The sequence below is a fragment of the Isoptericola sp. 178 genome (assembly GCF_030586525.1).
GTDB lineage: Bacteria > Actinomycetota > Actinomycetes > Actinomycetales > Cellulomonadaceae > Isoptericola > Isoptericola sediminis.
Genome location: NZ_JAUQYN010000003.1, coordinates 537271 through 550821 on the forward strand (window position 1 = coordinate 537271; position 13551 = coordinate 550821).

Consider the following 13551-nt stretch of genomic DNA (forward strand, 5'->3'; position numbering starts at 1 on the left):
CTCGGCGGGCAGGGCCTGACGTCCGTCCGGGACCGACCGCGGCGGTCAGCGGTGCTGGTCGCCGAACGACGCCAGCGCCCGCGCGATCCGGGCGGCCCGACGGCGCACCTGGTCCGGGTGCGCCGCGGGCAGGGCGGGCTCGGGTGCCCGCCGTCTCCCGCGGGCCCGCCGCGGTGCCGGCGTGGTCAGCCCCGCGGGTACGAGGGGACGCCACCGCGCGGCCGCCTGAACCACGGGGCCGACCCCGAGGGCGTAGGCGATCGTCGCCCAGCCGAACGTGCCGCCGAGCAGCACACCGACCACGACGACCGCGACCTCGATCCCCGTCTTGACCGCCCGGACGGACCAGCCGGTGCGGGCCACCAGACCGGTCAGCAGCCCGTCCCGGGGTCCCGGCCCGAGGCGGACGCCCACGTAGGCGGCGGTCGCGACGCCGTTGAGCACGATGCCGCCCACCACCAGCAGCACCTGCGCCGCCCGTCCGGGCTCGGGCGCGAGCCGGTCGACGACGACCAGGGCCGGTCCGATGAGCGCGGAGATGACGACGACGTTCGCCACGGTCCCGATCCCGGGCCGCTGGCGCAGCGGCACCCAGGCGGCGAGCACGAGGATCGAGGCCACCAGCACGGCGACGCCGAACGACCAGCCCGTGGCCCGGACGACGCCCTGGTGCAGGACGTCCCACGGCATCGCACCCTGCCCGGCCTGCACCACCATGGCCATCGAGGCCGCGTAGCCGGCCAGGCCGAGCAGGAGCTGGACCGCGCGGCGCGTCACCCCCATCTCCGGGATGCGCGGCCCCGGGGACCGGCGGTCGGTCACGCGGCGTGCGGGACGACGGCCGACCGGGCGTCCCTGGCGTGGCGTCGGTTGCGGAGGTGCGAGAGTCATGGCCTCACCCTCGCCATGATTGGCCTGGACTTCCATAGCCAATCGCGCAAGAGTGGACCGGTGACCACCACCACGCCCGGACCACCGGCCACCGGGGCGGTGCGCTCCCTGACGGCGCAGGGCGCCGTCCGGCTCCTCGGGACCTGGCACACGACCGGCCCCGCCTACCAGGCGCTCGCCGACGCGCTGCGCGCGGCCGTCCTCGCGGGGGCGCTCCCCGTCCTGACGCGGCTGCCGAGCGAGCGCGAGCTGGCCCGCGCGCTGGGCGTGTCCCGGGCGACGACGTCGGCCGCCTACGCCCGGCTGCGGGACCTCGGCTTCGCCGCGAGCCGCGTGGGCTCCGGCACGGTCGCCGTGCTGCCGCGCGACACCGGACGCCCCGCCGGGACACCGCCCCCGGCCGGTGACGCGCCGTCGGCCGACCCCGCACGCCCCGCCTCCGACCGCACGATCGACATGTCGCAGGCGACGCCGTCCGCCTCCCGTGCCCTGCACGGCGCCTACACCCGGGCGCTGGAGATGCTGCCCGGCTACCTGGACGGCGGGGGCTACGCCCACCTCGGGGTGGAACCCCTGCGTGCCGCCGTCGCCGCCCGGTACACCGCCCGCGGGGCCCCGACCGACCCGGACCAGATCCTGGTCACGACAGGAGCCCAGCAGGCGATCGCGCTGCTGACGACCACGCTCGTGGCCCGGACCGAGCACGTCGTCGCCGAGTCGCCGACGTACGTCCACGCGCTGGGTGCGCTGCGCCGGGCCGGCGCCCGCGTCGTCGGGGTCCCGGTCGGGGACGTCGAGGCGATCGAGTCCGTCGTCCGGCGCACGGGCGCACGGTTCGTCTACCTGGTGCCGGACTTCCACAACCCGACCGGGCGCACGATGACCCGCGACGAGCGCGACGCGGTCGCGGAGCTCGCCGCCCGCCACGACGTCACCGTCGTCGGGGACGAGACGCTCACCGACGTCGACCTCACGGGGGCCGGTGTGCCCGCCCCGTTCGTCGGGGACGGGACCGACCCACGTCTCGTCGCGGTCGGGTCGGCCTCGAAGTCGTTCTGGGGCGGCCTGCGCGTGGGCTGGGTGCGGGCCGACCCCCAGCTCGTGCGCCGGCTCGCGCACACCCGCCAGGTCCTCGACGTGGCCACCCCGGTGCTCGAGCAGCTGGCCGTGACCGACCTGCTGGAGCGCCGCGACCGGATCCTTCCCGAGCGGGTCGCGGACCTGCGCGCCCGGCGCGACGACCTCGTCGACCTGCTCCACGAACGGCTGCCGGCGTGGGACGTGCCCCGCCCGGACGGCGGGCTGTGCCTGTGGGTCGGGCTGGGCCGCCCCCTCGGGCGGGCGGTGGCCGCCGCGTCCGTCGCCGAGGACCTCCGCCTGGCCCCGGGACCCTTGTTCACGCCCGACGGGTCGGGACAGGACCGGGTGCGCCTGACCTTCACGCGGCCGGTCGGGGAGTACGAGGAGGTCGTCGACCGCCTGCGACGGGCGTGGGCCCGGGTCGGCGGGTGAGGAGCCGCGCCGGCGACGCCGCCGCGCCGAGGGACCTCAGGGCTTGCGCAGCTCGACGGTCGGCGTGGCCTGCGCCCCGTCGTGCAGCAGCCGCGCCCGGGCGGCACCGGTCTCGGCCAGCGTGCGCCAGTGCTCGCCGAGCCATTCCTCGGCGTCGTACTGCGTCGTGAACGCGGGGCTGAGCGGCGCCGTCAGCGGCGCACCGGTGTCGTCGTCGAGGGCCCACTCCCAGCGGGGCCGGATCATGCCATCGTCCCGGCGCTGGACGACCCCGGGGACCGCGTCAGGGCGCGGTTGATCCTGGACGGCCAGAACGGCCCGCGGTAGACGAACGAGGTGTAGCCCTGGACCAGGTCGGCGCCGGCGCGCAGGTAGGCACGCACGTCGTCGGCGTCCGTGACGCCCCCGACGCCGATCACCACCGGGTCGGGTCCGAGCCGTCCGCGCAGGCGGCGCACGACCTCCAGCCCGCGTGCGAGCAGCGGCGGGCCGGACAGCCCGCCGGGTCCGCGGTCGTGGCCGACGGTGGTGTTGACGGCGACGACGCCGTCCAGCCCGAGCTCGGTGACGAGGTCGGCCACGGCGTCGACGTCCTCGTCGGACAGGTCCGGGGCGATCTTGACCAGCAGCGGGGTCCGGCCGACGCGGGCGAGCGCCGTCGCCTCGTCCGCCGCGGCACGGACGGCGGTCAGGATCGGGCGCAGCTCGTCGGCCGTCTGCAGGTCGCGCAGCCCCGGCGTGTTGGGCGAGGAGACGTTGACGACGAGGTAGTCGGCGTGCTCGGCGAGCATCCGCGCGCACCGCGCGTAGTCACCGGCCGCGTCCGTGGCGGGGGTGGACTTGTTCTTGCCGATGTTCACCCCGACGATGACGGCGCGACCCGCCCGGGTGGAGCGGAGCGCACGCAGCCGCTCGGCCATCTCCACGGCGCCGTCGTTGTTGAACCCCATCCGGTTGCGCACGCCGCGCACGTCGAGCTCGCGCCACATGCGGGGCCGCTCGTTGCCCGGCTGCGGGCGCGGGGTGACGGTGCCGACCTCGACGAACCCGAAGCCCAGCATGGTCAGCCCGCGCACGGCCCGCGCGTTCTTGTCGAAGCCGCCGGCCAGGCCGAAGGGTGCCGGCACGGTCCGGCCGAGCACCTCCACGCTGCCGGGACCGCCGATGCCGCGACCGAGGTAGGGGGCCAGGGCGCCCTGCACGACGTCGCGCAGCAGCGGCACCCTGCCGGCGACCTCGATCGCGCGGAAGGCGCGGTCGTGCGCACGCTCGGGGTCCATCCGCCGCAGGACGGTCTGGAACAGCAGGGTGTACGGCGTCATCAGGCCTCCGTCGGTCGGACCGGCGCGGACTCCGGGGCGGTGCGTCCGGGGCGAGTGTGCCAGAGCCACCACAGACCCACGAACGGCAGGACGAGCGGGACGTACCCGTAGCCCTGACCGAAGCCCGACCACACGGTCGCCTCGGCGAAGTACTCCGGGTGGGTCACAGATAGCGTACCGACGGTCAGCACACCCGCCGCCTCGACGACGACGGCGCCCCAGGCGACACCCCGCCAGCCCGTCCCCCGTCCGCCCAGCGCGAGCGCGACGGTGGCCACGACGTACACCACGGCGGCCAGCAGGGACAGCAGATAGGCGGCGGGCGCCTCGGCGAGCTTGGTCAGCACCTGGTAGCTCGAGCGGCCCAGCGCGGCCAGGGCGAGGATGCCGTACACGGACACGAGCAGCCGGCCGAAGCCGCCGCTCGTGGTGGGCCGCTCGTCGCTCACAGGCCGGCCTCCCAGATCACCCAGAGGCGCCACTCCAGGAACGCGACGGTCAGCGCGGCGACGCAGAGCACGACCGAGGACCACTTGGTCCGCTCGGCGAAGGCCCACAGGGCGGCCAGTGGCAGCAGCATCGCGGCGGTGAGCAGGTACCCCCAGAACAGCGGCCCGTCCACCGCGTGGCCGCCGGCCTGCTGGATCGCCGCCACGACGGCCTGGACCAGGAGCACCGCCTCGACCGCGGCCGCACCGAAGAGCTGTTTGAGGATCACCGCCCGGTCGCGCACGACGAACCAGGCGGCCCAGCCGGCGAGCAGCCCGCACAGCACCAGGGCGAGGACGAGGAGCGGAAGGACCACGTCGGCAGACTACCCGTCGCGGCCGTACCCGGTGGTGGGGGCGACCGGTTAGCCTGGTGCGCGTGGCTGACCTCACTCTGACCGGAAAGAATCCGACCTCCCTCGCTGCCGACGCGCTCGTCGTGGGCACCTGCTCGACCTCCGACGGCGTGGCCGTCGTGGCCGACCAGCTGCCCGCCTCGCTGGTCGAGCAGCTCGAGACCCTCGCACCGCGCCTCGGCGTGACCGGCGCACGGCAGGAGGTGCGCACCGTGCCCGCCGGCAAGGACGTCGCGGCGGACGTGCTGGTCCTGACCGGCCTCGGCGAGCGGGACGCGGACGGCACCTTCGACCGCGAGACCCTCCGGAGTGCTGCCGGTGCGGCCGTGCGCTCGCTGGCCGGCTCCACGTCGGCCGTCGTCGCCCTGCCGGCGGTGGACGAGGAGGAGCTCGGCGCCGTCGTCGAGGGCGCGCTGTTCGGGGCGTACGCGTACACGACCTACCGGGACGACAAGGCGTCGGCGAAGCTGGCCCCGGTGACCACCCTGCAGGTCGCGACGCCGTTCGCCCGTTCGGCCCGCGCCAAGGCCGCGGCAGCCCGCGCCGAGGTGCTGGCCGCCGCCGTGCACGGCACGCGCGACCTCGTCAACGCCCCCGCGAACGACCTCTACCCGGCCTCGTTCGTCGACGCGGCCAAGGCCGCCGTCAAGGACCTCGGCGTCAAGGGCGTCAAGATCACCGTCCTGGACGACAAGCAGCTCGCCGCCGGCGGCTACGGCGGCCTGACCGGCGTCGGCCAGGGCTCCTCCCGAGGCCCGCGGATGGTCAAGCTCACCTACTCCCCCTCCAAGCCCGCCACCCGCATCGCGCTCGTGGGCAAGGGCATCACGTTCGACACCGGCGGCATCTCGATCAAGCCCGCCGCCAACATGGACGCGATGAAGTCGGACATGGCCGGTGCGGCGACCGTGCTGCACGCGGTGCTCGCCGCGGCCCGGCTCGGGCTCCCGGTCGCCGTGACCGGCTACCTGTGCCTCGCCGAGAACATGCCCGGCAGCAACGCCCAGCGGCCCGGCGACGTCATCACGATCCGCGGCGGCAAGACGGTCGAGGTGCTCAACACCGACGCCGAGGGCCGCCTGGTCATGGCCGACGGTCTCGTCTCGGCCGTCGAGGACGGTCACGACGTCGTGCTCGACATCGCCACGCTGACCGGCGCCCAGATGGTGGCGCTCGGCAAGCGGGTCGGCGGCGTCATGGGCACCGACGACGTCCGCGACGAGGTCAAGGTCGCCGCCGACACCGTCGGTGAGCAGTTCTGGCCGATGCCGCTGCCCGAGGAGCTCGCCGAGGGCCTCAAGTCCAAGACCGCCGACATCGCCAACGTGGGCGAGCGCTGGGGCGGCATGCTCTCGGCCGGCATCTTCCTGCGCTCGTTCGTCGAGGACACGCCGTGGGCCCACCTCGACATCGCCGGCCCGTCGTTCAACGACTCGGCCGCGTTCGGCTACACCCCGGCCGGCGGCACGGGCGTGGGTCTGCGCACGCTGGTGGGCTTCCTCGAGGGCCGGGGCATCACCACCGACTGACCGGACCGGCTCCGGCGCACCGAGCGACGAGGGCCGGACCGACAGCTCCCCCGGTCGTCAGACCGGAAGCGGAGGGCGCCCAGCGCCCGTGAGCGCGACCGGGGGAGCTGTCGGTCCGGCCCTTCGTGCTGCCCGGGGTCCTATCGTCCCTTGCGCTCCTGGCGCTGCGCGGAGTTCCAGTCGCGCATGCGCTGGGGGTAGCCGGTGAACCGGACGTTGTAGACCGGGACGCCCAGGGACCGGGCCACCTCGAAACCCGTGCGCTCGTCGGGCACGCGGCGGCGCGTCCACTCCCCCGTGGTCGCCACCAGCAGCACCGTGCTGGGGGTCTGGGCGTTGGGGGGCTCGACGTAGGCCTCGACACCGACGCGGGTGCGGACGAACTCCTCGAGATGCGCGACGGCGGCGGCGCGTCCACCCCCGCCGGAGGGGGCCGGCGACGACGGTTCCGACCGCCCGAGCAGACGGTCCAGAGCAGACCTCAACGACATGTTCGCGAGACTACCCGCCCCGGGCGGACGACGGGGGAGCCGGTCGTGCCGCGCGGAGCGGCCGTTTCACGACGTTACGGGTGTCGACGCCAGCAAAGATGCCGTGGTGGACCACGATGTACCCAGCATCACAGCTCTGCGCAGGCGCCCGATTGGGGGGCGGACGCAGGTAGTGACAAGATGGCACGCAGTGACCCAGGAACGCGGCTACCGGACAGGAGTCGGTCGAGCCTCCGGCCGACCGGCTCCGGCGCCTCGCTCGACCCACTGATCGAAGGAGACTCCACAGGTCATGTCTGAGAACGTGCAGCTGCCGGCGCTCGGCGAGTCCGTCACCGAGGGCACCGTCACGCGATGGCTCAAGTCCGTCGGCGACACCGTCGAGGTCGACGAGCCCTTGCTCGAGGTCTCCACCGACAAGGTCGACACCGAGGTCCCCTCCCCCGTGGCCGGCGTCGTCGAGCAGATCCTCGCCGAGGAGGACGAGACCGTCGAGGTCGGCGCCGTGCTCGCCGTCATCGGTGACGGCTCGGGTTCGGGGTCCTCCGACGGCGGGTCCCAGGAGGCCCCGGCCGAGGAGTCCGCCGAGTCGGCGCCCGCGGAGGAGTCCCCCGCCGAGTCCGCCCCCGCCGCGCAGGAGTCCGCTCCCGCCGCCGAGGAGTCCGCTCCCGCCGAGAAGGAGGAGTCCTCCCAGCCGGCATCGGGTGGCGGCGAGGGCACCGAGGTCACGCTCCCGGCCCTGGGCGAGTCCGTCACCGAGGGCACCGTGACCCGGTGGCTCAAGGCGGTCGGCGACAGCATCGAGGTCGACGAGCCCCTGCTCGAGGTCTCCACCGACAAGGTCGACACCGAGGTCCCCTCCCCCGTGGCGGGCACCGTGCAGGAGATCAAGGTCGAGGAGGACGAGACCGTCGAGGTCGGCGCCGTCCTGGCGATCGTCGGCTCCGGTGCCGCCCCCGCGGCCGAGAAGAGCGAGAAGAAGCCCGAGCCCGAGAAGAAGCCGGAGCCCGAGCCCGAGCCGGAGAAGAAGCCCGAGCCGGAGAAGAAGCCGGAGCCGAAGCCCGAGCCCGAGAAGAAGCCCGAGCCCGCGGCGGAGAAGCCCGCCGAGAAGCCGGCTCCGGAGAAGAAGCCCGAGTCGAAGGCCGAGCCGGCCGCGGAGAAGCCTGCCGGTGGCCGCGGCTCCTACCTGACGCCGCTGGTGCGCAAGCTCGCCGCGGAGAAGGGTGTCGACGTCGACACGGTGCAGGGCACCGGCGTCGGTGGCCGCATCCGCAAGGAGGACATCCTGGCGGCGGCCGAGAAGGCCTCCGCCCCGGCCGCGTCCGCCCCGGCGTCGTCGGAGCCCAAGAAGCCGACCGTGCCCGAGGTCTCGCCGCTGCGCGGCACCACGGAGAAGATGTCGCGTCTGCGCAAGGTCGTGGCCGAGCGCATGCACGAGGCGCTGCACACCCAGGCCCAGCTCACGACCGCCGTCGAGGTCGACGTCACGAAGGTGGCCAAGCTGCGTCAGCGGGCCAAGGCCGACTTCAAGGCCCGCGAGGGTGCGAACCTGACCTTCCTGCCGTTCTACACGCAGGCGGCCGTGGAGGCCCTCAAGGCCTTCCCGAAGGTCAACGCCTCCATCGACACCGACAAGGGCGAGATCACCTACCACGGCTCGGAGAACGTCGGTATCGCCGTCGACACCGAGCGCGGCCTGGTCGTCCCGGTCATCAAGAACGCCGGTGACCTCAACCTGGCCGGCATCGCCCGCCAGATCGGCGACCTCGCGGCCCGTACCCGCGACAACAAGATCGGTCCGGACGACCTCAGCGGCGCCACGTTCACCATCACGAACACCGGCTCCGGCGGTGCCCTCTGGGACACCCCGATCGTCCCGGTCGGCCAGGTGGCGATCCTCGGCACCGGCACGATCACGAAGAAGCCCGTGGTCGTCACGACCGCCGACGGCGAGGAGACCATCGCGATCCGCCAGATGGCGATGCTGTTCCTGTCCTACGACCACCGCCTGGTCGACGGCGCCGACGCCGCCCGCTTCCTCACCGCGGTGAAGAACCGCATCGAGGAGGGCGCCTTCGAGTCCGAGGTCGGTCTCTGACCGGCTGACGCACCACCCGTCAGGGGCGAGGACCGCACGGTCCTCGCCCCTGACGTCGTCCTGGGCCCGGACACGCCGTCGCGGTCCGGTCACACGACGTCGGTCACCCGCCAGCCGTCCGGCGTCCACGCCAGGCGCAGCGTGTCGGTCCTCGGTTCACCGGCCGGCACGGTCACGGCCTCGCCGTCCGCGCCGACCTGGGTGTGCTCCTCGACGACGTAGCGCACGACGACCTCGGCCCGGTCCCGCGTCGGAGCCCCCGCCAGCCGCACGGACAGGACGGTGACCCGCGCGTCCACCAGCCGGGTCCCGGACGCCCTCGCACGCTCCAGCCACGCCGTGTCCGCCGCATGGGCGGGGGTGCCCGGCACCGCGACCTCCGCCACGTCGTGCTCCCCCGCCAGCAGCCCCGCGCGGCGCCGGGTCAGCTCGGCGGCGGCAGCGGCCGGGTCCTCCCGGTCGGTCGTCACCTGCCCGGCCCCCGTGCCGGCGCCCGGTGCCGGGCCGGCAGATGCCGCCACCGCGGCCGACGGCGTGCCCGGCGCCGCGGTGAACGCCAGCCCTCCAGCGACCAGCACGGCCACCGCGACGAGGACACCGGCGCCGGCCAGCGCCGGACGCCACACCGACGCCGGCCGGTGCCGTGCCGGGCCCCGAGCCCTCCCGGCGGGATGCGACCGCCGCGTCGCCCGGGTGCCGGGCACCGGCGCGGAACCGGCCCCGTCCTCACCGGGGCGCCGGGCCCGGCGGTGCCGCGGCTCGCCGTCCGAGGGGTCGGTCCCCGGACGCTGCCGGCCGCTCGCGAGCGCGGCGGCCGCGAGGGCCGCCGGTTCGGGCAGCCGCAGCGGTTCCGGGTCCAGCTCGTCGTGCACGCGCGCGGCGAGCGTCCCGGCCTCCGGACGGACGCGCGGGTCGTCGGCCAGCGCGGGGGCGAGGACGGCCCGCAGCGCGGTGTCCGTGTCCGACCCGGCCCGGGCGCACAGCGTCTCGACCAGCCGGGCCAGGGCGTGCACGTCCTCGCTCTCGGAGGCGGGGTTCGCGTCGTGCGGCGGCGTCAGCCGCGGCCGCAGCAGCACCCGGCCGTTCAGGTCGACGACGACGTCCCCGACGTCGAGGCCCCCGTGGACGACACCGGCGCTGTGCAGGGTCGCGAGCCCCTGGGCGAGGTCGGCCGCGAGCCCGGCGGCCTCGGGACCGTCGCACCGGCCCCGCACGGCGAGCACGGTGGCCAGGTCCGTCGCCGACGCGGCACCACGCGGCACGACCAACGCTCCGTCAGGACGGGCGACGGCGGCGCCGACGGGCTCGACGCGGGCGGCATCGATGTCGGCGAGCCGTCGCAACCGGTCCAGCAGGGCGTCGCGGGCAGCGGCGTCGGGCGGCACGGCGAGGACGGTGTCGGTCTGCACCAGGTCATGCAACACCCCGGGAGCACCCGCCCGCAGGCGTCGTCCACAGGCTTCGGGGCGACCAGCAGCGGGACGGCCCCGGGTCAGAGCTCGACGCGGCGCCCCTGGCGGGCGGCCACCCGGGCCGCGTCGAGCACCTCGGCGGTGCGTACCGCGTCGCCCGGGTCGACGGGTGCCGGTTCCTCCCCGTCGAGCCAGGGACCCAGCGCCCGGTAGAAGTCGGCGTGCCCGCCGGGTGCGGTCGGCACGGGGCGTCGTTCGCGGCCGCGGGTGAACCAGCCGTGCGTGCCCGCCGGGGCCTCGTCGTCGAACCGCTCGAGCGGGGAGGCGTCCTGCTCGAAGGTCGTGACCAGGTAGGCGCCCTCGCTGCCGAGGACCCGGGTGCGCGGGCCGGGCGCGGCGACGACGGAACCCGCCCAGAGCCGCGAGACGACGGGGTGCCGGCTGGCGGCGAGCCCGCCGCCGGCCTCGTGGGTCAGCACGAGGAAGACGTCGTCCTCCGTCGGCGTGGTCAGCGCTCGCAGCTGGGCCCACACGTCGGTCACCCGGCCGAAGAGCCGTGTGGCGGAGTCCACCAGGTGCGGTCCGAGGTCCAGCAGGAGGCCGCCGCCGTCGGGGTCGTTCTCCTTCCACCGCTTGCGCGGCACCGGCCGCCACCGCTCCCAGTGCCGTTCGAAGGTGTGCACGTCGCCCAGCTCGCCGCGCCCCAGCAGCGCGGCGAGCGTGAGCTGCTCGGGGTCCCAGCGGCGGTTGTGGAACACCGTGAACGGCGTGCCCGTGGCGTCCGCCTCGGCCGCCACGGCTCGCGCCTCGTGGGCGTCGACCCCGATGGGCTTGTCCAGCACGAACGGCACCCCGGCCCGGGCCAGCGCCGCCGCCTGCTTCGCGTGCAGCTGGCTGGGGCTGGCGACCACGACGACGTCGTAGGTCGAGCGGGCGGCCAGCAGGTCGTCGAGGTCGTCGTACAGCCGGGCACCGGGCCAGTCACCCGCGGCCTGGGTCCGGCGGCCCTGGTCGCGGGTGACGACACCGGTCACCGGGAGCCCGGCCTCGCGGGCCAGGGCCGCGTGGATGCCCCGGCCCGCTCCCCCGTACCCGATGATGGCGACGCGTGGCGTGATCATGTGCCCATGGTGCCGGACCCCTGCTCGGCCGCCACCGGGCGACGCGCCAGTCGGGAGGGCCACCACGTGCGGTCGCCGATGTCGTGGACGAGCGCGGGCACGAGGAGGCTGCGCACCACGAGGGTGTCGATCAGCACGCCGAAGGCGACGATGAAGGCGAGCTGGGCGAGGAACGCCAGCGGGATGACCCCGAGGGCGGCGAACGTCGCCGCGAGCACGACGCCCGCCGAGGTGATCACCGACCCGGTGACCGCGAGCCCGCGCAGCACCCCCGGTCGGGTCCCGATCTTCAGGCTCTCCTCCCGCACCCGGGTCATGAGGAAGATCGAGTAGTCGACACCGAGCGCGACGAGGAACGCGAAGGCGTACAGCGGGACGCTGGGGTCGGTCGCGGGGAAGTCGAAGACGTTGTTGAACAGGATCGCCGAGATGCCGAGGGCGAACCCGAAGGACAGCACGTTGGCACCCATGAGGAGCGCGGCGGCCAGCACGGAGCGCAGCAGCAGCATGAGGATGAACAGGATGACGATCAGCACGACGGGCACGATGACGCGCAGGTCACGCTGACCGGCCTGCTGGGTGTCCAGGCGTTCGGCGGCCGCACCGCCGATGAGCGTGTCGGGCGAGACGCCCTCCACCGAGTCCCGGAGCGCCGCGACGGCCTCGGTGGCCTCCTGGCTGTCCGAGGGGGCGTCGGTGATGACGTCCACGCGGACCAGGCCGTCCACCACGAGCGGGTCGCCTCCGGCCGGCGCGCCCGGGGCCGGCGCCGGCTGGTCGGTCACCGGGGTCGCCTCCGAGACCCCTTCGGTGCTCTCCGCGGCCTCGACGACGGCATCGAGGTCTCCCTCGGGGGTGACGACGGTGACGGGCTGGGTGGAGACACCTTCGAAGTGGGCGGTGAGGACCTCCTCGCCGTCGACCGAGTCGACCTGGGTCAGGAACACCTCGGAGTCGCCCGTCCCCCCGGCGTTCAGCGTGGGCACGAAGGCGGCGCCGGCGAGGAGCACGAGCGCGGTGACGATCCAGACGGGCCGGTCGTGGCGGCCGACGAAGCCGGCCGCACGGGACCAGAGCCCGTGCCCGGCGACCGCCGGGGTGTCGTCCTCGGCGCCGTGACGCCCACGGCCGGGCTTCGCCGGCTGCTCCGCGACGGGCGCGGACTCCGCGGCGGAGCCGTCGGCCGTCGCACCGGCCGACACCCGGGGGATCCGGGGCCAGAACACCCAGCGGGCGCGGCGCCCGCCGACGAGCAGCAGGGCCGGCAGCAGCGTGAGCGCGGACAGGTACGCCGCGACGATGCCGATGGTGGCGACCGGACCCAGGCTCCGGTTGGACGACAGGTCGGACAGCAGCAGGCAGAGCAGACCGGCGATGACGGTGACCGCGCTGGCCGTGATGGGTTCGAACGACGCGCGGACGGCGCGGCGCAGGGCCGTGTAGGGCGACTGCAGCCGTCCCAGCTCCTCGCGGTACCTGGCCACGACGAGCAGGGAGTAGTCGACGGAGGCGCCGACCACGAGGATCGACAGGATGCCCTGGGACTGGCCGTTGAGGGTCAGCACGTCGTTCGCCGCGAGCTGGTAGACCGCCAGGCCCGCGAGGGACAGCGCGAGCACGGAGGTGAAGATGACGACGAACGGCAGGAACGGCGACCGGTAGACCAGGGCCAGGATGATGAGCACGGCGCCGAGGGCGACCAGCAGCAGCACGGTGTCGATGGCGCCGAACGCGCTGGTGAGGTCCGCGATGAAGCCGGCCGGACCGGTGACCCAGGACTCGAGCCCGGAGTCGGCCAGACCGCCGTCGCCGGAGCCCTGCTCGGCGAGGTCGCGCATGGCCGTGACGGCGGCCTCGGCCACGCTGGCCTCCTCCTCGCCGATCGCCTCGTCGGCGAGCGAGGCGTCGAGGGAGACCAGCACCAGCACCGCCTCGCCGTCCTCGGACGGGATGACCACCGGGTCGGCGATGCTGGCCTCCCCGACCGTGGCGGGCTCGTCGCCCGTGGCGCCCTCGAGCGGGGCGTCCGGCACGGCCTCGGCGTACGCCTGCGCGTCCTGGAGCTGCTCGGGGGTCAGCGTCGCGCCGTCACCGGCCTCGGCCACGAGGAGGGCGGGCAGCGTCGTGTCGTCGGTGAACTCGGCGGCGAGCTCGGCCGCACGGGTCGACTCGGCACTCTCGGGCAGGAACGCGGCGGAGTCGTTCTCCTGGACGCTGCTCAGGTTGCCCTGGGCCTGCCCTCCGAAGGCTCCGACGGCGAGCCAGACGCCGATCGCTGCAAGAATGACGAGACCGCGGGCGATGCCCGCCCACCTTTTACTCAGCATGCTG

12 protein-coding genes are annotated in these 13551 nt (G+C 74.9%); 3 read left to right on the forward strand and 9 right to left on the reverse strand.

The genetic code is table 11. The features are described from left to right. Nucleotides 1-45 precede the first annotated feature (45 nt). Nucleotides 46-891 carry a YitT family protein gene (locus Q6349_RS11660; RefSeq protein ID WP_370375615.1) on the reverse strand — a complete coding sequence of 282 codons (846 nt, stop codon included), beginning with the start codon at nucleotides 889-891 and terminating at the stop codon, nucleotides 46-48. Between the two features lie 60 nt (nucleotides 892-951). Here Q6349_RS11660 and Q6349_RS11665 point away from each other — a divergent pair, with 60 nt between their 5' ends. Further along, a complete protein-coding gene (locus Q6349_RS11665; protein WP_304604217.1) occupies nucleotides 952-2403 on the forward strand; it encodes a PLP-dependent aminotransferase family protein in 1452 nt (483 codons plus the stop codon). 36 nt (nucleotides 2404-2439) lie between these two features. Here the strand turns inward: Q6349_RS11665 and Q6349_RS11670 are convergent, their stop codons facing one another. The 4 genes from Q6349_RS11670 to Q6349_RS11685 are packed head-to-tail and all read right to left on the reverse strand — an operon-like array spanning nucleotide 2440 to nucleotide 4530. After that, a complete protein-coding gene (locus tag Q6349_RS11670; protein WP_171248067.1) occupies nucleotides 2440-2649 on the reverse strand; it encodes a hypothetical protein in 210 nt (69 codons plus the stop codon). Then, nucleotides 2646-3725, reverse strand: coding sequence for a quinone-dependent dihydroorotate dehydrogenase (locus tag Q6349_RS11675; RefSeq protein ID WP_304604218.1), 1080 nt, complete (start codon nucleotides 3723-3725; stop codon nucleotides 2646-2648). The genes Q6349_RS11670 and Q6349_RS11675 overlap by 4 nt, the downstream gene beginning before the upstream one ends. After that, nucleotides 3725-4174: a hypothetical protein gene (locus Q6349_RS11680; RefSeq protein ID WP_304604219.1), complete on the reverse strand. Its 450-nt coding sequence runs from the start codon at nucleotides 4172-4174 to the stop codon at nucleotides 3725-3727. The genes Q6349_RS11675 and Q6349_RS11680 overlap by 1 nt, the downstream gene beginning before the upstream one ends. Then, nucleotides 4171-4530, reverse strand: a complete 360-nt coding sequence (locus Q6349_RS11685) for a hypothetical protein (RefSeq protein ID WP_171248064.1) — start codon at nucleotides 4528-4530, stop codon at nucleotides 4171-4173. Before Q6349_RS11685 ends, Q6349_RS11680 begins: the two co-directional genes overlap by 4 nt. Nucleotides 4531-4592: 62 nt before the next feature. Here Q6349_RS11685 and Q6349_RS11690 point away from each other — a divergent pair, with 62 nt between their 5' ends. After that, nucleotides 4593-6098: a leucyl aminopeptidase gene (locus tag Q6349_RS11690; protein ID WP_171248063.1), complete on the forward strand. Its 1506-nt coding sequence runs from the start codon at nucleotides 4593-4595 to the stop codon at nucleotides 6096-6098. Nucleotides 6099-6238: 140 nt separating this feature from the next. On the opposite strand, the gene Q6349_RS11695 is transcribed toward Q6349_RS11690, so the two are convergent. Continuing rightward, nucleotides 6239-6589, reverse strand: coding sequence for an oxidoreductase (locus Q6349_RS11695; protein ID WP_171248062.1), 351 nt, complete (start codon nucleotides 6587-6589; stop codon nucleotides 6239-6241). A 292-nt stretch (nucleotides 6590-6881) separates the two neighbouring features. Between Q6349_RS11695 and sucB the strand changes: the two genes are divergently transcribed. Further along, nucleotides 6882-8687 carry a 2-oxoglutarate dehydrogenase, E2 component, dihydrolipoamide succinyltransferase gene (gene sucB / locus Q6349_RS11700; protein WP_304604220.1) on the forward strand — a complete coding sequence of 602 codons (1806 nt, stop codon included), beginning with the start codon at nucleotides 6882-6884 and terminating at the stop codon, nucleotides 8685-8687. A gap of 89 nt (nucleotides 8688-8776) precedes the next feature. On the opposite strand, the gene Q6349_RS11705 is transcribed toward sucB, so the two are convergent. The 3 genes from Q6349_RS11705 to Q6349_RS11715 form a co-directional block, all read right to left on the reverse strand. Beyond that, entirely contained in the window at nucleotides 8777-10096 is a 1320-nt protein-coding gene (locus Q6349_RS11705) for a hypothetical protein (RefSeq protein ID WP_304604221.1), read from the reverse strand. Nucleotides 10097-10179: 83 nt separating this feature from the next. Continuing rightward, nucleotides 10180-11220 (reverse strand): Gfo/Idh/MocA family oxidoreductase, encoded by a 1041-nt coding sequence (locus Q6349_RS11710; RefSeq protein WP_304604222.1) that lies wholly within the window; start codon nucleotides 11218-11220, stop codon nucleotides 10180-10182. After that, nucleotides 11217-13547, reverse strand: coding sequence for an MMPL family transporter (locus tag Q6349_RS11715; RefSeq protein WP_304604223.1), 2331 nt, complete (start codon nucleotides 13545-13547; stop codon nucleotides 11217-11219). Before Q6349_RS11715 ends, Q6349_RS11710 begins: the two co-directional genes overlap by 4 nt. Nucleotides 13548-13551 lie beyond the last annotated feature (4 nt).